The sequence below is a fragment of the Binatus sp. (SeqCode) genome (assembly GCF_035272065.1).
In the GTDB taxonomy this organism is placed as follows: Bacteria; Desulfobacterota; Binatia; order Binatales; family Binataceae; genus Binatus.
In genome coordinates this window covers 74,706-95,174 of sequence record NZ_DATEQZ010000051.1, presented here as the reverse complement: position 1 = coordinate 95,174, position 20,469 = coordinate 74,706, and the positions used below count along the sequence as shown (strand labels likewise).

The window sequence follows — 20,469 nt, the reverse complement described above, 5'->3', positions numbered from 1 at the left end:
TGTCCATACCCAATACGTAGCACGTCGAGTCCGGCGGGGTCAGGCTGAATAGTTCATCCCCCCTCCGGAACGGATGCGGAGATTCGGAACCGGAACCGGCTTCGCTTGCGCGAAGCTGTCCGAGATCCTTCCTCGCTCGCGTTGCTCCCTTCGTCTGGATGACACAGTCGGCGGTCGCTGTTGCTCGCTTCGTCGGGATGACAGAGGAGAGGGCGCGATGCTCGCGTCGTCTGGATCGCAAATAGAGGGGGTGCGAGCGTTGTCGGGATGACAGAGGAAGGCGGGGCGGTTAGCGGCGATGTGCGGCGCGCGGGGCGGGTTCGTGTTCACGATGGTGCGCCAGATTTTCGACGATGCGGTCAATCAGCGCGATTCCCGAGAGACCGGAGTGCTCGGCGATCTCGAGCACGGGAGTTCCGGTCGCCGTGCGGATTCGCGTGATCGCCTTGCGCGCTTCCGCCGCGCGACTCAGCTCAGACTTTGCCAGCTCGGCGAGATGCTCGAGATCTCTTTTGCGTAAATGAGGTCCGCGGCGACTGGTCAATGCCGATATGTCGGCAGCGTCGAAATCGGATGGCGGTATGCGATTAAAGAACACGGCGGCCGGCGGGAGATGGATGCTGTTCAACTGCGCGTGCGTCTCGATCGTTTCGGAAATCGAAAGACTGTCGGCGGTGGTGACCTGGACGATTGCGCAATTGCGCCGGTCGCGCAGCATCCGCGAGATGTTGCTCGCCTCTTTGCCGACGATGCTGTCGCCGAACGTCGAGCGCGCCGCGGTCGGCATCTTAAGCAGGCTCATCGCCTGTCCGCTGGCGGGCGCATCGACGACTATTAGGCTGCGCGCCGGCGCCTTGGGATCGGTCCGCCCGGCGTCGTAGAAAACCTTCCCGAGCATCATCAGTTCGCGCAGCCCAGGCGCGGCTTGTACGAAAAATTGGTAGAGGCGGCTGGCGAACACCGCCTTCAGCAACATCCGGCCCGGCACCACGAGGCGCAGATATTCCTCGAGCGCAGCGCGCCCATCGAGCGTCATCAGCGCAAGATTGTGCGCGACCTGCGTCGGCACGAACGACGGTGCGACGCCGAACGTCGCTGCCAGCGGGGCACGCGCGTCGCATTCCATGATGAGAGCGCGCGCGCCGGACATGGTCGCGAGCTTTGCAATCGCGGCGCTGAGCGTGCTTTTCCCGACCCCACCCTTGCCGAGCACGATCAGCACGCGCCGCGCGAGGATTTCGTTTAGCATTTGTGGAACAGCTGGGCGACGGGATTTGCGGTCATTGTGCTACGTGGAACCTAACCCCTAACCCCTTCCCGCGCGGGAAGGGGGACCGGATAAAGGCAAGAACCTTACCAACGGATTAGGTTTGCTCCCCAGGTGAGGCCGCCGCCGCATGCGTTCAGCATCACGACGCTGTTGTCGTGAATCCGCCCTTGCTCGAGAGCCTCATCGAGCGCGATCGGCACCGATGCCGCCGAGGTGTTGCCGTAGCGATCTATATTCGTGAAGACTTTTTCCGGCGGCAGCCCGAGCCGCTCGGCGACCGCCGAAATAATCCGCATGTTTGCCTGGTGCGGCACGAACAGGTCGATTTCTTCGAGCTTGACGCCGGCGCGCTCGGCCACCAGCCTGCTCACTTCCTCCATGCTCTTGACGGCGATTTTGAACAGCTCCGGGCCTTTCATCTGAATCGCGTCATCGGTGCATCGACGTACTTCGGAATCAATAGTGCTGCGAGTTCCGGTGGCGCGGACCGAGAGCAGGTTCCAATGCTCGCCGGCTGAGCGCAGCAGGCTCGACAGCACTCCGCGATTTCCCGGCTCTGTCACCATCACACACGCGCCCGCGCCGTCGCCAAACAGCACCGCGGTGCTGCGATCGTTCCAATCCACCATCGTCGAGAGCGCGTCGGCGCCAACCACGAGTACGCGCTTGAAGTCGCCGGCGCGCATTTGTGCGTCCGCGACTTGAACCGCATACACGAAGCCCGAGCACGCGGCGGCGACGTCGAAGGCCGGGATCGACGTGATGCCGAGGCCGTACTGTATCTGGCATGCGAACGACGGGAACGCGTACTCCGACGACACGGTGCCGACGATGATCGCGTCGAGCTCCGCGGGCTTGAGCCCCGCGCGCTCGAGCGCGGTGCGGCTCGCGTCGATCGCGATTTGCGCGAGCGACTCGCCCTGCCGCATCGCGTAGCGGTTGCCGATGCCTGTGCGCGAACGGATCCACTGGTCGGAGGTGTCCATGTACCGCTCGAGATCCTTGTTGGTCAGCGCGGTGCGCGGGACGGCTCGTCCGGTGGCGACAATTCTTGAGCCCATGATGAACCGGTTAGCCCTGGTTAGGCGGGCCTGAAGGCCAGCGTGGTGTTGGTGCCGCCGAAGCCGAATGAGTTGTTGAGCGCGATGCGAATCTTGGCCGGGCGCGCCTTGTTGGGCACGTAGTCGAGGTCGCATTCGGGGTCGGGAACTTCCTGGTTGATGGTCGGCGGCATCATCCCGCGATCGATCGCGAGGACCGTATAGACCGACTCGATCGCGCCGGCGGCACCAAGCGTGTGCCCAGTCATCGACTTGGTCGAGCTGATCGCAAGTTTCGCCGCGCGCTCGCCGAAAACGTGCTTCACTGCTTGAGTCTCGGCGACATCGCCTTGCTCGGTCGAAGTGCCGTGCGCGTTGATGTAATCGACTTCGTTGGGATCGAGGTCGCTGTCTTCAAGGCACATCCGCATGCACTTGGCGGCGCCGCGTCCATTCGGCGCGGGCGACGTGATGTGGTAAGCGTCGCTGTTGGCGGCATAGCCGCAGATTTCGGCAATGATCTTTGCGCCGCGCTTGATCGCAGCGTCGCGCTCCTCGAGTATCAGCGCGGCCGAGCCCTCCGACATCACGAATCCGTCGCGCTCCTTGTCGAATGGACGACTGGCTTTCTCGGGCTCTTCGTTGCGCGTCGAAAGCGCACGCATCGCGACGAATCCGCCCACGCCCAGCGACGTGACCGCCGCCTCCGAGCCTCCGGTGATCGCGGCGTCGAGGTAGCCGAGCCTGATCATCCGGTACGCCTCGCCGATCGCATGACTGCCCGACGCGCACGCGCTGGTGGTCGCGAAATTTGCGCCGCGGGCGCCGTAACGAATCGAGATCTGGCCGGGCGCGAGGTTGCTAATCAGCTTGGGGATAAAAAACGGCGTGACATGGCGCAGCCCGGTCTCGATGAAGACCTTGTGGTACTCCTCGATCGTGCAAAGGCCGCCGATACCGACGCCGACCAGCACGCCGACGTTATCGGCGTTGTCTTCGGTGATCTTGAACCCCGACTGGCGCATCGCTTGCTCGGCTGACGCGACCGCGTACTGGATGAACGGGTCCATCTTTTTGATGTCCCGCTTTTCGATCCAGTCCTCGGGATTAAAATCCTTCACCTCACCTGCGATACGGGCGGGGAATTCCGAGGCGTCGAAGCGCGTGATCAGCCCGATACCGGACCGACCCGCCATCAGGGCATCCCAGTTCTTCTCCACTCCAACTCCGAGTGGGGTTACCAGACCGACTCCGGTGATCACCACACGGCGCTCAAGCATTCGTCTCATCAGGCCCCTCATCCTCCGTCGAGTTCAAACTTAATCATCTACCAAAAAAGAGCGGTGGTCGAGAATCCGCGGTCGTGCAATGCACAGGTTATGCGTCCCCCATCCGCAAGCCTTGCATCTAAACTTGTACCGATGAAACAATCCAGAAGTGCCGTTCAGCAATCCCGCAGACGATCCGTTCACAAAACTCGCGCAAAATCTTGGCGAACTCGAGATTGTGATCGGCGAGCGCGCCCGGCCTGCGATTGCCGGCGTGCGCGAGGGTCTGCGCGACGCGCTCGCATGCCGCGAGCGGGGCGACATGGCCGGGTCGATTGCCGCGATTCGTATTGCGATGGAACGGCTGGCTAATCTCGGCGGCACGCTCGATGAGGCAGAGGGCGCGATGATGCGGTTTATCGCGGAGCGATTCACCGAAGCGCTCGGCGCCGGTCACAAAGGTGATGCGAAAACCAGCGTGGACGTGATGCGTCGCAAGGCCGGCGACATCAAGGACGACGACAAGAAAGATTGGTGACCGCGACTCGGGAAGTTGGCGAGTCGTGCGCGGCCCGCGCTAGATTTAGCTTCATCCATTAAACTAACAACTGGCGGAATCGATGGCCGCCCCCAACCAACCGTGGTGAAATCTTGGCGACTGCAGCGCAAATCAAAGTGAACCGGTCCGACCTGGACCAAACCTGCATCAACGCGATTCGCGTGCTGACCATCGACGCGGTCCAGAAGGCCAACTCCGGCCATTGCGGATTGCCGATGGGCATGGCGCCCGTCGCCTACCTGCTCTACACGCGGTTCATGCGCCACAACCCTAAGAATGCGAAGTGGTTCGGGCGCGATCGCTTCGTGCTGTCGGCGGGCCACGGCTCGATGCTGCTGTACAGCCTGCTCTATCTCACAGGCTACGACATCTCGCTCGACGACATCAAGCAGTTTCGCCAGCTCGGCAGCAAAACCCCCGGGCATCCCGAATATTGGTGCGTCCCCGGCGTCGAGACTACCACCGGGCCGCTCGGCCAGGGCTTCGGTAACGGCGTCGGCATGGCGATGGCGGCGAAGCATCTCGAGGCCCGCTTCGATCGCGACAAATCTGGTTTGTTCGATCATCGCATCTTCGGCATCTGCAGCGACGGCGACCTGATGGAAGGTGTGGCCAGCGAGGCGGCGTCGATCGCGGGCCACCTCGGGCTCGGCAACATCATCTATCTCTACGACGACAACCACGTGACGATCGACGGGCACACCGAGCTCACCTTCGACGAGGACGTGGTCAAACGCTTCGACGCCTACAAGTGGCATACGCAGGATGTCGCGGACGCGAATGATCTCGCGGCGCTGTCGAAGGCGATCGAAAATGGAGTCGCGGAAACGAGCCGCCCATCGTTGATTCGCGTGCACTCGATCATCGGCTACGGCAGCCCGCATAAGCAGGGCACCTCTGCGGCACACAGCAATCCGCTCGGCGTTGAAGAGGTCAAGCTGACCAAGGAATTTTACAGATACCCGACCGAGCCGCCGTTTTTCGTGCCCGACGACGCGCTCGCGCATTTCCGCGAATGCGTCGAGCGTGGCGAGGAACTGGAAAGGGATTGGAGCGCGAAGTTCGAAACCTACGCCAGGAAAAATTCCGCCTTGGCCGGTGAATTTCAGACAGCGCTCGCGAAAGAGCTGCCCGCCGGATGGGACGCCGAGCTGCCGGTGTTCACGCCCAAGGAAAGTCTTGCGACGCGCGTTTCAGCCTCGCAAGCCGAGGCTGCCATCGGGAAAAAAGTCTGGAACCTGTTCGGCGGCTCCGCCGATTTGAACGAGTCCACTTTCACGGACATCAAAGATGGCGGCGATTTCGAGCGCGGGCATTACGAGGGCCGCAATCCGCACTTCGGAATCCGCGAGCACGGCATGTGCTCGATTCTCAACGGCCTCGCGCTGCACGGCGGGTTCGTCCCCTACGGTTCGAGCTTCCTGTGTTTTACCGATTATGCACGGCCGTCGATTCGGCTGGCGGCGCTTATGGAACTGCAGGTGGTGTTCGTCTTCACCCACGACTCGATCGGTGTCGGCGAGGACGGCCCGACGCACGAGCCAATCGAGCATCTGGCTTCCTTGCGCGCGATTCCACATCTCACCGTGATTCGCCCCGGCGACGCGAACGAGGCCGTCGAGGCCTGGCGCACCGTCATGACGCATACGCACGGACCGGTGTTGCTCGCGCTGTCGCGGCAGAAGGTGCCGACTTTCAATCGCACGAAGATGGCGCCTGCCAGCGGCGCACGTCGCGGCGCGTATGTGATCACGGAGACTGCGGGGCGTCCCGCGGACATCATTTTGATCGGCTCAGGTTCTGAACTGCAGCTGGCCGTCGATGCGAAACCGAAGCTCGAAGAGAAGGGCAAGTCGGTCCGCGTCGTAAGCATGCCCAGCGAGAATATTTTCGAGCAGCAGGATCAAGCCTATCGAGACGCGGTTCTGCCGCCGAGCATTCGCCGGCGGCTCGCGGTCGAGGCGGGCGCGCCAATGTCGTGGTACCGATGGGTCGGGCTCGACGGCGACATTATCGGGATGACGACCTACGGCGCATCGGGCAAGGCCGAGGAAGTGATGAAGCATTTCGGCTTCACCGTGGACAATGTCGTCGAGCGCGCGCTGAAGTTGCTCGCGCGCTAAACGGGCTCGACCAATTTTCATTCAGGAGCGAGCGAACAATGGCCAAGCGCCGAAAATCCTGTTAAGCAGTTGGAGCATTTTGGACAGGCCGTATGGCTCGATTACATACGCCGTCATCTGCTCACCTCCGCTGAATTTCGCCGCATCCTCGACGAGGACGGCCTCAAGGGCATGACGTCGAATCCGACGATCTTCGAAAAAGCGATCGCCGGCTCGACCGACTACGACGATCAGCTCAAGGAACTCGCGCCCACTAAAAGAAGCATCGACGAAATATACGAAGCGCTCTCGATGCAGGACATCAGGATGGCGGCCGACGCGTTCCGCCCGCTCTACGACAAGACCGGCGGCATCCACGGCTACATCAGCTACGAAGTTTCGCCGACGCTCGCCAACGACACCGACGGCACTATTGCGGCGGCGCGCCGCTACTGGGATACGCTCGCGCGGCCCAACGTGATGATCAAGGTGCCCTCGACGCCCGCGGGTCTGCCGGCAATCGAGCAGCTCATTTCCGAGGGGCGCAACGTCAACGTCACTCTGATGTTCTCAATTAAGCACTACGACGACGTCGCCGAGGCGTTTATCCGCGGCCTCGAACGCCGGCTCCGGGCGGGTAAATCCATCAACAAGGTCTGGTCGGTGGCGAGCGTGTTCGTCAGCCGCGTCGAGACTCTCGTCGATCGCAAGCTCGAAGATAAACTGAAGGGCGCGCCGAACGAGGCGGTCGCCGCGCTGATGGGCCAGTCGGCGGTCGCCAACTCGCGGCTCATCTACCAGCGTTACAAGGAAATTTTCGCCGGCGCTCGATTCAAGGACATGCTCGCGAAGGGCGGGCGTCCTCAATGGCCACTGTGGGCGTCCACCGGCACCAAGAATCACGCGTACAGCGACGTCAAGTACGTCGAGGAACTCGTCGACCCCGACACCGTCAACACGATGCCGCCCGCGACGATGGATGCGTTTCGCGACCATGGCAAGCCGCGGGCGTCGCTCGCGGAGGACGTCGCCGAGGCGCGCGATGTCGTCAAGCGGCTCGCGGCGGCCGGGATCGACCTGATCGAGGTCGGCGAGGAGTTGCAGAAAGAGGGCGTGGAGTCGTTCGCGCAGTCGTTCGAGGATTTGAGCGCCGTCATCAAAGGCCGGCGCGCGGCAATCATCGATGGTGCGCACGACAAGCAGACGATCGCGGCGATCGGTTACGAATCGCAGGTCAGTACGACGTTCAAGGATCTCGACAAGAACGATTTTCCCGCGCGGCTATGGAAGAAGGACGCTACGCTCTGGTCGAAGGAACCTAAGGAGCAGGAGGCAATCAAGAACGGGCTCGGCTTCCTGACCGTGCCGGAGACGATGGCCGAGCGGGTGAAAGAGCTCGCGTCGTTTGCCCACGAAGTGCGAAGCGCCGGCATCCGCGATGTCGTCTTGCTCGGGATGGGCGGCTCGTCGCAGAGCGCCGAGCTGTTTGCTACAACATTCTCGAGCGCGCCCGGATATCCGAAACTTCACGTTCTTGATACGACGGTTCCCGAAACGATCCGGGCGCTCGATCGCAACATCGATTGCACACGGTCGTTGTTCGTTGTCGCGAGCAAGACCGGCGATACCATTGAAACGGAATCTCACTTCAACACGTTCTTCGAGCACGTGAAGGCGAAGTCGTCGAATCCCGCAGGGTCGCATTTCGTCGCGATCACAGACCCGGGAACCAAGCTCGCGGCGCTCGCGAAGGAAAATAAGTTCCGCCGCGTGTTCCTGAATCGCCCCGAGATCGTGGGCTGCTACGCAGTGCTGTCGTATTTCGGCCTGGTGCCTGCCGCGCTAATCGGAATGGACGTGGCCACTCTCGTGGACCGTGGGATTCGGATGACGCACAGCTCTGCCGGATGCGTGCGGGTCGAGGAAAATCTCGGAGTGAGCCTCGGAGCGGCTCTGGGCGCGCTCAAGAAGGCGGGCCGTGACAAGGCAACGTTCATCATTTCGCCGGCAGTCAGCGCGTTCGGCCTGTGGGTCGAGCAACTGATTGCCGAAAGTACCGGCAAACGGTCTCGGTATCGTTCCTGTTTGCGACGAGCCGATGGTCCACGCGAAGTCCTACGGCAAGGACCGCGTCTTCGTTTACCTCAAGCTCAAAAGCGGCGCCGATTCCGCGCAGGACGGAGCGTTCGCGGCGATCAAAAAGGCCGGGATACCGACCGTGCTTATCACGCTGTCGGACAAAATCGATCTGGGCGAAGAATTCATGCGCTGGGAGATCGCATCGGTGACAGCCGCCGCGGTGATGGGGGTCGAGCCGTTCAGGCAGCCGGGCGTACAGGAGAGCAAGGACAACACCAGCCGCATCCTTGCGGAGTTCGCGCGCGGCAAGAAGTTTCCCGCGCAGGCCCCCGTAGCGGAGGAGGGCAAGCTCGCGCTGTTTTCCGGCGGCGTTGCGAGCGACGCATTGAAAGGCGGCAAAGATTTTCGCGCGATGCTCGCCGCGTTCATGAATCTTGCGCGGCCCGGCGACTACTTCGCTGTGATGGCGTACGTTTCGCCCAATCCGACGGTGGAGAAGGAGATCGCCGCGATTCGCAAAGCCGTCGTCGAGCGCTACGGCATTGCGACAACATTCGGCTACGGTCCGCGATGCCTGCATTCTACCGGACAGTTGCACAAGGGCGGTCCGAACACCGGCTTGTTCCTGCAAATCACGCAGGACCATTGCGACTCGATTACGATTCCCGGTAAGCCATATGACTTCGCGCAACTCAACGAGGCGCAGTCTCTCGGCGATTTCCAGTCGCTCGAAGCGCATGGCCGGCGCGTCATTCGCGTACATCTGGCGGGAGACGATCCAATCGGTGCGATCGAGGCGCTCCGCCGGGAGATCGTCGCGGCCATTGCAAGGTAACTTATGTCTGAACCGAAACTGATCATCCTCAACGACGCGCAGGAGCTCTATGTCCGCGCTGCCGAAGAAGTGGCGCACATAACCGGCGAGGCTATCTGCACGCACGGCGAGTTCACGTTTTGTCTCTCGGGCGGCTCGACGCCGGCCGCCACTTACGACCTGCTCGCGACGCGGTTTCGCCTGAGCGTCGATTGGAAGGAAGTGCAATTTTTCTGGGGCGACGAACGATGCGTCCCGCCCGATCACGCCGAGAGCAATTACGCGATGGCGAATCGCATGATGCTGAGCAAGCTCGGGCTCCGGCCCGACCAGGTGCATCGGATGCGCGGCGAGGACCCCTCGGCCGCGGCGGCTGCCGCTTACGAGAATCTGTTGCGCAAGCGGTTCGGCCTTGGCGACGGCGAATTTCCGCACTTCGACCTCGTGATGCTTGGACTTGGCGACAATCGTCACACAGCGTCGTTGTTTCCCGGCGATTCCGTGATTCACGAAACGCAGCGCATGGTGGCGGGGGTGAAGGTTGACGCCGAGCCTCGCAATCGCCTCACGGTCACGCCGCCGGTAATCAACAACGCGCAGCGCGTGATGTTCCTGGTGGCGGGACAGGGGAAAGCGGCTGCGGTGAAAGACGTGCTGGAAGGACCGCGCGACCCGGACAAATTCCCTGCGCAGATCGTCGCGCCGCACGACGGCGAGCTCATCTGGATTCTCGACAAGGCCTCCGCCAGCCTGCTTTCTCCGCGCTGATCAGACAGAATAGTCGCGATGCGATTCATATTGCGCCACTTCACCGCGGTTCTCATCTTTGCCGCGGTCGCCGGCTGGGCGGTGTTCTACCTGCCGAATTCTCCAAGTTGGGCCATGCTCCGAATGAAACAGGCCATCGACGCGCGCGACGGTGATGAAGCGGCGAAGTACGTCGATTTTGAAAGCGTCGTGAAGAAGGCGGGCTACGAGATGGTGCAGAAGCAGGGCGGCACCGACCCGCTGAGCGCGATGCTCGGCAATGCAGCGATCGATCTTCTCACCAAGCCGATGGCGCAACTGGCGAAGTCGTGGGCGGTCCAGAAAGTCGATGACGGCGCGCGCGAGGTGCAGATGCCCGGCGCTGCGGTGGCGGCCTCGCTCGTGCTGCTGCATCGCAGCGGCGACACCGCGGCCACGGACTTCACGGACAACAGGGGGCAGCGGTGGAGAATACACCTGGCGCGCGGTGGTGACGGCTATTGGCGCGTTACCGAGATCGAAGACGTCGGGCAATTGCTCCAAAAGCTCCAGCGCAACCAGCACCTAGGCACGCCTTAGCGCGCGCGTTACGGGACCGTTTCTCCTGGCGTTAGCGCCCCCTGCGTTTACTCTGCTCCCGGCGACGGCTACAATAGGATTGACGCGCGGGCGAACCTGACGGGCTCGGCCGCGTTTTAGCATTCGCCACAAAATGAGACGCCCAGATATAAGAAATTTAGCGATCGTCGCCCACGTCGATCACGGTAAAACCACTTTGGTCGACGCGATGCTGCGGCAGTCGGGCGTGTTCCGCGCCAACGAGCAGGTAATAGATCGCGTGATGGATTCCAACGCGCTCGAGCGCGAGCGCGGTATCACGATCATGGCCAAGAACACCTCGATCCTGTGGGGTGAGACGCGCATCAACATCGTCGACACCCCCGGCCACTCGGATTTCGGCGGCGAGGTCGAGCGCACGCTCTCGATGGTGGACGGCGTGCTGCTGCTGGTCGATGCATGCGAGGGTCCCCTGCCGCAGACGCGGTTCGTGCTCAAGAAGGCGCTCCAGTCGAACCTGCCCGCGATTCTCTGCATCAACAAGATCGATCGCGCCGACGCGCGCGCGCCCGAGGTTCTCGACGAGGTCTACGATCTGTTCATCGACCTCGGCGCCAACGAAAGCCAGCTCGACTTTCCGGTGCTGTACACGCAGGCCCGCGCCGGCACCGCGTCGCTCAGGCTCGACACGCCGAGTGAAAATCTGATCCCGCTGTTCGACGCGATCGTCGCGCATCTGCCCGGCCCCGAAGTCGATCCCGACGCGACGCTCCAATTTCAGGTCAATAACATCGACTACGACGACTATGTCGGCCGCCTCGCAGTAGGCAGAATCATCGCGGGCTCGATGACGGCGTCGCAGAGCTATTCGCTTTGCCGGCGCGACGGCAAGACTGTCGTCTGCAAGGTCGCCCACATCTACGGATGGCAGGGGCTCACGCGGGTCGAGCGCGATACGGCCAGCGCGGGCGAGATAGTGATCGTCGCCGGGGTCGAGGACATCGCGATCGGCGAAACGATCGCCGACCTCGAGAATCCACGCCCGCTGCCGCCGATTCGCATCGACGAGCCGACTGTGGCGATGACTTTCTCGGTGAACAATTCGCCGTGGGCGGGCCGCGAGGGAGAATTCGTCACCTCGCGCAAGCTCGGCGAGCGAATCGAATTCGAAGCGCGCCGCAACGTCAGCACTCGCGTCGAGCAGTTGTCGCCGGAAGCATGGCGCGTGATGGGCCGCGGCGAATTGCAGCTCGCGGTGATTATCGAAACGATGCGCCGCGAGGGCTACGAGATGCAGGTCTCGAAGCCCACCGTCATCACCAAGCAGGCCGACGGCCAGGTACTCGAACCGATGGAGATGCTCGTCATCGACATCCCGTCCGAGTGCATCGGCGTCGTCACGCAGATGCTCTCGACGCGCAAGGCCAAGATGCGCACGATGGTCACGCACGCGAGCAATCGCGTGCGCCTGGAGTACGACATTCCCGCGCGCGGCCTGATCGGCTTTCGCGGCCGCTTTCTCGAAAGCACCCGCGGCAACGGCCTGATGAATACGCTGTTCAACGGCTACGCGCCGTGGTCGGGCACGATTCGCTCGCGCGCCAACGGCGCGATGATTTCCGATCGCGAGGGCGTCACCACGCCTTACGCGATCTTCCATTTGCAGGAGCGCGGTATATTCTTCGTCGGACCCGGCGAGCCAGTTTACGAAGGGATGATCGTCGGCGAGTATGCCCGCGAGATAAACTTGCCCGTCAATGTGTGCCGTGAAAAAAAGCTCAGCAACATGCGCGCGTCAGGCCACGACGAAGCGGTTCGACTGTCGCCGGCGCGCGTCCCGACCCTCGATGCGGCGCTGGAATGGATCGACGAGGAAGAGCTGGTCGAAGTCACGCCCAAGTCGGTGCGGCTGCGCAACCGCGTCCTCAAGACCGCCCTCAGGAACAAGCATCGTGCGGGATACATCGACGCGCCGCCGTCGGAGATGGCCGAAGGCAACTGATCGCTGCGTGAGCCATGCGGACGGCGCCGCGCCGGACGTGGCGATGGCGTCACGGCAATCATGAGACTGGTCCGAATCGCCGCGCTTTCCGCGCTCATCCTGGCAATCGTGATCGGGGGTTCCGCGGCGCTGATCCTGTTCAACCAGGCGCGCATCGTTGTCTATGTCCTCGCCTCGATCCACAAACGGACCGGCGTCGAGATCATCCCGCGCTCCAGTTCCGTTCATCTCGGTACTCATCTGATTGTTGTCCTCGACCAGCCGCAGGTCATCGACAACGGTCATGAAATCGTCAAGCTGAAGTCGCTCAGCGCCATCGTCTCCTACCATTCACTCTTCACCGGCACCGGCCTTCCTCTCTATCGCTTGACCGCGTCGAGTCCCGAGATCACCCTTCCTGTCACCGCCACTAACTCGGCTGCGCTCCCCGTACCGCGCCCCGGCACGCCGACGATCGATGCGTTGCAGGACACGCTGCATTCGCTCGCGCGGATTTGCTGGCGCGTCGAGGCCATCGACGCATCCGTGCGCTACGCCGACGGAGCCGGACTCGCCAACCATGTCGAAATCGTCGCATATCGGACCCGCCGGGATCCTTCCCGATGGCTGATCGAGTTCAAAGGCTCGCTGCTGAGCTCGCCCGTTTCTGGCGCCGGGATCAGCGGAAAATTCAGCCTTGGCGCCGGCAACAATGCGCGGCCCAGCGAGTTTGGGCATGGCCAGATGTGGACCTGGAACGTGCCGCTGGAGGGTATCGAGGCAGAAGGCTTTACCTTGGCCGGCGCGATCCAGAGCAACCTCAAGTTCTCGGTTCATGACGACGGCGCGTTGACCGGCGAACTCGACGCTAATGCGCAGAATCTGGTGCTCAAGAGCGCGCGGCTCGCCGCGCCGCAGGATTTGGGCGAGTACTCCTTGCATGCCGGCTTCGACGTTACCGACGGCAAGTATGCCGTCACGCAGATCATTTTGCGCCGCGTCAACACAGCGCTGCTTTCCGGCGAGACCGAGATTGTAGGTCCTGAAAGCGAGAAACCGCAGCTGGGAATCCAACTTGGCGGGTTTCACTTCGACGCAGCTACCGTCAAGCAGAAGCTGCTGGCGGTTCGCCATCTGCCTGCTGACTTCGTGAATTTGCTCAACCGGCTCGGTCCAGGCAAGGTGACCGTCGGTGGCGCGACCCTCAGTGCCGCACTCCAGGAGATCAAGACTGCCCCGCTCGATACGATTCGCAAGAACCTCGTGGTGAGCGCCACCATCCAGGACCTGGGTTTCACAATTCCGGCGGATACCAGGCTGCCGGCGGTCGAGGGCCTGAGCGCGCAGCTTGGTTACTCGAAGGGCTTGCTGACGATCTCGCAAGGCACGGCGAAGTTCGGAACCTCCGCCATCCACGACCTCGTCGCCAGCGCGAATCTCGGTAACGGAGTCGAGGGGGCCGACTACAAGACCAGCGTGAGCGTCGACGCGGATCTCGCGGAGCTCTTTCCGGCCATCGCCAGGTCGCTTGATTTATATCAACTGCAGCAACGCGATCGTCTCGAGCACTTGAGCGGCCGCGTCCAGCTGGTTGCGACCGCAACTGGAAAGTTGAGCGTGAAGAATCTGGTTCCGCCCAAGGATTACCAGGTGCGCGCGGATGCTATCGGCACCGTAGTCACGATCAAGGGATCGCCCGGACCGCTCAAAGTTTCTCGCGGCACCATCACCGTCAATCCGGATTCAGTCAAGTTCGACCGCGTGATGCTGGCGGCGACCGGTGGCGATGCGACCCTGGACGGCACCGTGAATTTCGTAAAGCAGGGATTCGCACTGCGCGATGTAACCCTGGGGCTTCATGACTTCCCGTCCGAAACCTGGCTGTCGCTACTGATCGATCCGTCCGACTTCAGTGTGAACGGGCCGATTGGCGGCAAAGTCGTCGTCAACAGCGATCCGAAAAATCCCACGACCATGACGCCCGAAGGCAAGCTGACTCTCGACAAGGGCGATGTGAAATTCAACTTCCTGCGTTCGTCTATCCTGGTTCAGGGAGCCACACTTACGATGCATCGCAAGCAGGTCATCCTGTCGATGCCGGGTTCGAAGCTCGAGGACCAGGCGATCAACTTCCGCGTCACCGTGCCCGACTACACCCATCCCTCGATTCGCATCGACGCCACCGTGCAGAAGCTCGATCTCGAGGTGATGAACTTTGTGCGGATGCCGTGGTCGCCAGCCACGCCGCCGATTCATTTTCCGGTTCCGTGCAGTGGCCATATCGAAGCGCGCGCGGCAAATCTCGCGGCGTTTCAGATGACCGACGTCAAGACTGATTTTACCCGCAGCCCCGCCGGGGATTGGCGCGTTTACAACATGAGCGCGACCGCCTATCGCGGGAAGATGCAGCTCGAACTCGTTGGCCGTGCCCCGGACAACTGGATTCAGATGATGGGCAGCGCCACCGACATGGACCCCGCGCCGCTCTTCATGCTGGGCGGCAAGAACAAGCAGTCGCCGTTGGTGGGGCATCTCTTTCTCGCTGCCGATTTGTGGGGCAACACCGACACCAACTTCTTCGAAACTCTCGCCGGCGACATGACGATCACCGTGCGCGACGGAACGCTCAACAAGTTTACGCTTCTCTCGCGACTGCTCAGTTTTATCGACATCAAGAATTGGCTGAGTGCGCAAATTCCGGACCCGCGCATCAACGGCGTCCCGTTCAAAACGATCTTCACCGATTTCAAAGGCAACGGCGGTCTCTTCTACACCGACAACTTCGTCCTCAAGGGGCCCGTGATGGATATCACCGCCAGCGGCAGCGTTCAGTTCGGCGCGGGCACGCTCGACATGCAGGTCGGCATGTTCCCGTTCGATACGGTGGATTGGGTGTTAAACCACATCCCGCTGATCGGCGAACGCATCGGTGAAGGCACGGGCAAACTGGTCGCGGCGTACTTTCACGTCAGCGGTCCGGTCAGCGATCCGTCGATCTTGCCGAAACCGATCACGTCGGTGGCTGAGTTCGTAAAGAAAACCCTCGGTATGCCGATAAACATTATTCGTCCCAACACGATCAAGTGAGCCTCTCGCGGCCAGCCCTGATCGTTTTTTGCCGCGAGCCGGTCGCAAATCAGTCCAAGACCCGGTTGATCGGAGCACTCACGCCCGCCGCGGCGGCGAGATTATCCGACGCGTTCATTCGCGACGCGCTCGCCAAGGCAGTCTCCATCCGCCCCTCGCAAATCGTTATCGCGGCCAGTGCAACGAGCGGCGCCGAGCGCAGCGAATACTTCCAGCGCCTGGCGCGTCGATTCGCCGCCGAGTTGATCGATCAAGGAAATGGCTCGCTGGGCAGGCGGATGGCGCGCGCGCTCGGGCAGTTTTCATCTCACGGCGCGCTGCTAATCGGTACCGACACGCCCTCACTTCCAACTGCTCTGCTCGACGCCAGCCTCGCAGCACTTTGCCGCACCCGCGTCGTGATCGCGCCCAGCCTCGACGGCGGCTACTACGCGGTCGGCGTACGCGGTCCGATGCCCCCGATCTTCACGGCGATTCGATGGGGCAGCGGCGGCGTCTTCGACTCAACCGTCAAGCTTCTCAAACGCGCCGGCATTCCCTACGCACTGGGGCCGGCATGGTACGACGTCGATCGATGGGCGGACGTGATGCTGCTGGCCGCCCATCTGCGACTGCTGGCGCGATCGCGCCGCCGCGGAAGCTCTTCGCCATGCCCCGTGACGGAGTCCGTCCTCAAGCGTCTTGGAGTCCTGCGCCACGCTCGCTAAAGTACCTCGGTGATCGAGCTGATTCTCTACACACGAAACGACTGCGAGCTCTGCCGCGAAATGGAAGAGGTGATTGCGGGTGAACTCCCAAAATTCGACGCGCGCATCCAGCGCATCGAGATCACCGGCGACCCCGGCCTCGAGGCCCGCTTCGGAATCGAAGTGCCTTTGCTGTTTGTCAACGAACGCAAGGCGTTCAAGTATCGATGCACTCCGCGCGAATTGCGCAAACGCCTGGCGCGCGAGGCGCGGAGCTGAGATGCCGGCGCGAACCCCTCACAAGATGCGGGTGATATTCGTGACCACCGGGAGCGAAGAGCAGGCCGTCGCGATCGCGCGCGCTCTCGTCGGCGAAAGGCTGGCGGCATGCGTCAACATCGTCGGACCGGTTCGCTCCATGTACCGGTGGCGCGGCGGCGTCGAAGACGATCGCGAGTATCTGCTGATCATCAAAACTCGCGCACTGCTTTATATGAAAGTGGAAACGCGTGTGCGCGAGATGCATACCTACGAGGTGCCCGAGGTCCTGGCGCTGAACGCCGATCGCGGCTCGCCTCCGTACATTCAATGGATGCTCGACTCGACCGGCCCGCTCCGCGGACACGCGGACCAAGGTCTATCGAAACCCGCTGCCGGTCATCGCGGACGCTCACGATGATCAGGATTGCGATTGCCGGCGCCGGTGCGATTGCTGAACGCGCGCATATTCCCGCGCTGCGGAGTGTCGCCGACGCGCAAATCATCGCGCTACAGAGCCGCACCATAGAGAAGGCCGAGCACGTAGCAGGGGCGCTTTGGCCGGACGACGCGAGCCGGCCGAAAGTCTATTCCGATTTCGATCAAATGCCGGCGCCCGCGCGTCCCGACGCGGTCGGAGTCTTCACGCCGAACCATTTGCATTGCGAGTTCGCAGTCAAGGCTCTCAGCGCGGGCGCGCACGTGCTCGTGGAAAAGCCGATGGCTCCCACCGCCGCCGCCGCGCGTGCGATGGTCGATTCGGCCGCGAAAGCTCGGCGCGTGCTGATGGTCGCGATGCAGCGGCGCTTCGGCGGAATCGAGCGCGCGATCAAGGAGGCCCTCGCCAGCGGAGCGATCGGCAAGCCCAATTTCATTCGCGCACGGCTTTCGCACGGCGGTCCCGACCTGTGGGCGCCGGGGCAGAAGTGGTTCATGACGGCTTTGGAAGCGGGCGGCGGCGCGATGCTCGATCTTGGCGTTCACGTCGCCGATCTCGCCATCTGGTTCATGGGCGAGATCGATTCCGTCTCGGGACAGGTGGGCGTCCTCGCGAAACAGATCGATGTCGACGATACGGGCGCTATGATCTTGCACTTCAAGTCGGGCGCGATCGGCGTGGTCGAGGCGAGTTGGAGCAGCATGCCGCCCCTGTCGGCGATCGAGATTTACGGGACCAAGGGCAGGGTGATGGCGGGGTATCCGCGCAACGACATCTCGATTCTGAGGGACGACGGCAGTCCGGCGCCCGGGTTCTCGCGCGAGGACGTGATGAGTCGTTTCGATCCGCGCGATCTGCTCGCGCCGTCTCGCGCGCTCGCCGCAAACTTCATCGGCGCAATTCAAGGCCGCGCGAAACCTTCACCCGACGGGAACGACGGACTGCGTGCGGTCGAGGCGGTCGAGGCTTGCTATCGTTCGTCGCGAACCGGCAGTCGAATCAAGCTGCCGCTCGATTCATAATTCAGACATGTTTCGCGAATCGATCAAAAGCATGGCGCCGTATCGGCCCGGCGAGCAGCCGCGTCCCGGCCAGCGCCTGATCAAGCTCAACACCAATGAGAATCCGTATCCGCCGTCGCCGCGCGTCCGCCGCGCGGTTGCGAAAGCGATGGCCGGTTCGGCGCTGCGCCTGTACCCGGCGCCGCGTGCCGATGAATTCGTGGCGAGCGCCGCGAAAATCTACTCGATCCCACAAAGCATGATCATCGCGGGCAACGGCTCGGACGAGCTGCTCGCGATGGTGTTTCGCGCGACGCTCGGTAGCGGCGACACCGTCGCGTATCCGGTGCCGACGTATTCGCTCTACGACACGCTGGCTCTCGTGCAGGAGGCGCGGATCCTCCACTGCCCGCTCGGTGCCGATTTCGCGCTGCCGCTCGACGCGCTGGCCGATGCGCGCGCCAATCTCACGATCGTATGCAGTCCGAATTCGCCGTCGGGCACGCTGACTCCCGCTCGCAAACTCAGCGCGCTAGCGAGACGCCTCGACGGCCGTTTGCTCGTGATCGACGAAGCCTACGTGGACTTCGCAGACGAGAATGCGCTCGGCCTGGTGCGGCGCTATCGCAACGTCGTCGTTCTGCGCACGCTGTCGAAGTCCTATTCGCTGGCCGGGATGCGGCTCGGCCTGTGCTTTGCGCATGCGTCGGTGATCGACGCGCTGATGAAGGTCAAAGATTCGTACAACTTGAGCCGGGTCGCGCTCGCCGCGGGGGCGGAGGCGCTGCGCGACGCGTCCTGGATGCGCCGCAATGTCGCCAAAGTAATCCGGACGCGCATTGCGACCGAGTCGCGCCTGCGCAAGCTCGGCTTCGAGGTGCCGCCATCGCAGGCGAATTTCGTGCTGGCGCGGATGCCGGGACGCGACATGGCGCCCGTCATGCGCGGTCTGCGCCGCGCGGGTATCCTGGTCCGTCATTTCGCGACGCCGCTGCTCCAGGACGCTCTCCGAATATCGATTGGAACTCCGGCCGAGATGGACGCGCTGTTCAGAGCACTCGCGCGGTGGGTCCGCGCAATTCCGCCGAAAGCGAAGCGCCGCGTTCGCGCATGAGCGGTTGAACCGATGGCGGCGATCAGGCGTCTGTTCGGAAGTTTTCGTTCGTCCCGCGGAAAGAATTCTGAATCCGAATCGCGCCCAACCATCCAATGGGTCGTTGCCGGCCTGGGAAATCCTGGCGAGGACTACTCCCGCTCGCGCCACAACACCGGCTTCATGACAATCGATCGAATCGCAAAAGCGAAAGGCGTCGAGCTGGGCCGCCGCCGATTCAAAGGCGTCACCGCCGAAACGACCCTGGCCGGCAAGCCCGCGCTCCTCGTCAAACCCCAGACCTTCTACAATCTCAGCGGCGCGTGTGTTTCGGACTTGCTTGGTTATTTCAAAATCGCGCCGCAGCAACTAATCGTGCTGCATGACGAGCTCGATCTCGAAGCGGGGCGCATCAGGATCAAGCAGGGCGGCGGTGACGCCGGCAACCGCGGCGTTCGCTCGATTGCGGAGTCGCTTGGAACAACAGACTTCATTCGAGTCAGGATCGGAATCGGGCGGCCGCCTGGTTTTACCGTCGAGATGGAACCCGGCCGGCAGCCGAAAACTGAAGAGAACAAGGACTACCTGCTGCGTCCGATGACCGCCGCCGAAAGAAAAGCGCTCGCGCCGATTATCGAGCGCGCGGCGGGCGCTGTCGAGGCGATCGCGGAACATGGACTCGAAGCCGCGATGAATCGTTACAATCAACGCGGCTAGACTATGCTGAGCGACATCGTCTGTAACAGATTGTTCTAAAAACCAATCATTCTGTTGACAAATCCGCAAGTCCCGCGCTACAGCATCAAAACATTGGAGGCTTTGTCGCGTTGGGCGGGTAAAGGTCGCGTCCCGCTCCGATGGCTGCGCTGTTCGTGCAGACGCGAGAGGAGTTTGGGTTAGCCCCAGCCGGCCACACGCTGCGTGCGGTCTCATAATTCTCACCCAGGAAGAAGGGCTGCCATGTCTGAGGAAAACAAGACCCGCTTCAGGAGCGCGGAAGAAGCTCTGCGCTTTTATTTCCGTCTGCGCGAACTGCTTTACAGCGGAAGAACGAGACGGTTGGTGGCCGACGAGTTACCGGCGGATGCGTGCACGATCGCCGCCAACGCACTCGACGATTGCCAATGTATCGGATGGTCCATGCGAGGCCTCGACGACCTCGCCCTGTGGCTGCTCGGCGAAATCTACGGACCGACCTGCTTCGGCGTGCATCGCCGGACCTTCTCCCACGCGTGCAAGGCCGGCGGACTCGAGTTCCCCGACCGCGAGTTCAGATTGCGCGACGTCGGCATGATCCACGAGCGCGCGCTCGGCGTTGTAAAACGGGGGCTGCGCAAGCTGGGCATGATCCCCGGCCGCCAAGTGAAGACCGCGCGCGAAGGCCGCCCGTTGAAGACCGTGCGCAAGCGGGCGCACCTTCACGGCAGCCAGGCGGCGAATCGCGGATGAGGCGCGCGCGTCCAGTCCGATAGCAGTGCCGCGCGGGG

Annotated in this window: 16 protein-coding genes and 1 pseudogene; 14 read left to right on the top strand and 3 right to left on the bottom strand. The window is 62.5% G+C overall.

What is annotated here, in order from left to right; genetic code table 11:
* Positions 1–289: 289 nt before the first annotated feature.
* From VJX68_RS09310 to fabF, 3 genes are all read right to left on the bottom strand, one after another.
* Positions 290–1,249, bottom strand: coding sequence for an ArsA family ATPase (locus tag VJX68_RS09310; protein WP_324095408.1), 960 nt, complete (start codon positions 1,247–1,249; stop codon positions 290–292).
* A 104-nt stretch (positions 1,250–1,353) separates the two neighbouring features.
* Positions 1,354–2,331, bottom strand: a complete 978-nt coding sequence (locus VJX68_RS09305; protein WP_324095407.1) for a beta-ketoacyl-ACP synthase III — start codon at positions 2,329–2,331, stop codon at positions 1,354–1,356.
* 20 nt (positions 2,332–2,351) lie between these two features.
* Entirely contained in the window at positions 2,352–3,599 is a 1,248-nt protein-coding gene (gene fabF / locus VJX68_RS09300; protein WP_324095406.1) for a beta-ketoacyl-ACP synthase II, read from the bottom strand.
* 148 nt (positions 3,600–3,747) lie between these two features.
* Here fabF and VJX68_RS09295 point away from each other — a divergent pair, with 148 nt between their 5' ends.
* The 14 genes and pseudogenes from VJX68_RS09295 (at position 3,748) to VJX68_RS09230 (ending at position 20,431) form a co-directional block, all read left to right on the top strand.
* Entirely contained in the window at positions 3,748–4,116 is a 369-nt protein-coding gene (locus VJX68_RS09295) for a hypothetical protein (protein WP_324095405.1), read from the top strand.
* A gap of 113 nt (positions 4,117–4,229) precedes the next feature.
* Positions 4,230–6,260, top strand: coding sequence for a transketolase (gene tkt, locus VJX68_RS09290; protein ID WP_324095404.1), 2,031 nt, complete (start codon positions 4,230–4,232; stop codon positions 6,258–6,260).
* A gap of 63 nt (positions 6,261–6,323) precedes the next feature.
* A pseudogene (locus VJX68_RS09285) lies at positions 6,324–8,990 on the top strand (bifunctional transaldolase/phosoglucose isomerase); the annotation flags it as partial.
* 166 nt (positions 8,991–9,156) lie between these two features.
* Positions 9,157–9,900, top strand: a complete 744-nt coding sequence (gene pgl, locus VJX68_RS09280) for a 6-phosphogluconolactonase (RefSeq protein ID WP_324095403.1) — start codon at positions 9,157–9,159, stop codon at positions 9,898–9,900.
* Between the two features lie 30 nt (positions 9,901–9,930).
* Positions 9,931–10,458: a DUF2939 domain-containing protein gene (locus VJX68_RS09275; RefSeq protein WP_324095402.1), complete on the top strand. Its 528-nt coding sequence runs from the start codon at positions 9,931–9,933 to the stop codon at positions 10,456–10,458.
* Positions 10,459–10,591: 133 nt separating this feature from the next.
* A complete protein-coding gene (typA, locus tag VJX68_RS09270) occupies positions 10,592–12,439 on the top strand; it encodes a translational GTPase TypA (protein ID WP_324095401.1) in 1,848 nt (615 codons plus the stop codon).
* Between the two features lie 60 nt (positions 12,440–12,499).
* Complete coding sequence (locus VJX68_RS09265) at positions 12,500–15,505, top strand: AsmA-like C-terminal domain-containing protein (protein WP_324095400.1); 3,006 nt, start codon at positions 12,500–12,502, stop codon at positions 15,503–15,505.
* Positions 15,502–16,212 carry a TIGR04282 family arsenosugar biosynthesis glycosyltransferase gene (locus VJX68_RS09260; RefSeq protein ID WP_324095399.1) on the top strand — a complete coding sequence of 237 codons (711 nt, stop codon included), beginning with the start codon at positions 15,502–15,504 and terminating at the stop codon, positions 16,210–16,212. Before VJX68_RS09265 ends, VJX68_RS09260 begins: the two co-directional genes overlap by 4 nt.
* A gap of 9 nt (positions 16,213–16,221) precedes the next feature.
* A complete protein-coding gene (locus tag VJX68_RS09255) occupies positions 16,222–16,470 on the top strand; it encodes a glutaredoxin family protein (protein WP_324095398.1) in 249 nt (82 codons plus the stop codon).
* Between the two features lies 1 nt (position 16,471).
* Positions 16,472–16,870 carry a divalent-cation tolerance protein CutA gene (gene cutA / locus VJX68_RS09250; RefSeq protein ID WP_324095397.1) on the top strand — a complete coding sequence of 133 codons (399 nt, stop codon included), beginning with the start codon at positions 16,472–16,474 and terminating at the stop codon, positions 16,868–16,870.
* Positions 16,867–17,910 (top strand): Gfo/Idh/MocA family protein, encoded by a 1,044-nt coding sequence (locus tag VJX68_RS09245; RefSeq protein WP_324095396.1) that lies wholly within the window; start codon positions 16,867–16,869, stop codon positions 17,908–17,910. The genes cutA and VJX68_RS09245 overlap by 4 nt, the downstream gene beginning before the upstream one ends.
* A 7-nt stretch (positions 17,911–17,917) precedes the next feature.
* Entirely contained in the window at positions 17,918–19,003 is a 1,086-nt protein-coding gene (hisC, locus tag VJX68_RS09240) for a histidinol-phosphate transaminase (RefSeq protein ID WP_324095395.1), read from the top strand.
* Positions 19,004–19,015: 12 nt separating this feature from the next.
* Positions 19,016–19,699, top strand: coding sequence for an aminoacyl-tRNA hydrolase (pth, locus tag VJX68_RS09235; RefSeq protein WP_324095393.1), 684 nt, complete (start codon positions 19,016–19,018; stop codon positions 19,697–19,699).
* Between the two features lie 243 nt (positions 19,700–19,942).
* Entirely contained in the window at positions 19,943–20,431 is a 489-nt protein-coding gene (locus VJX68_RS09230; RefSeq protein ID WP_324095392.1) for a hypothetical protein, read from the top strand.
* Positions 20,432–20,469 lie beyond the last annotated feature (38 nt).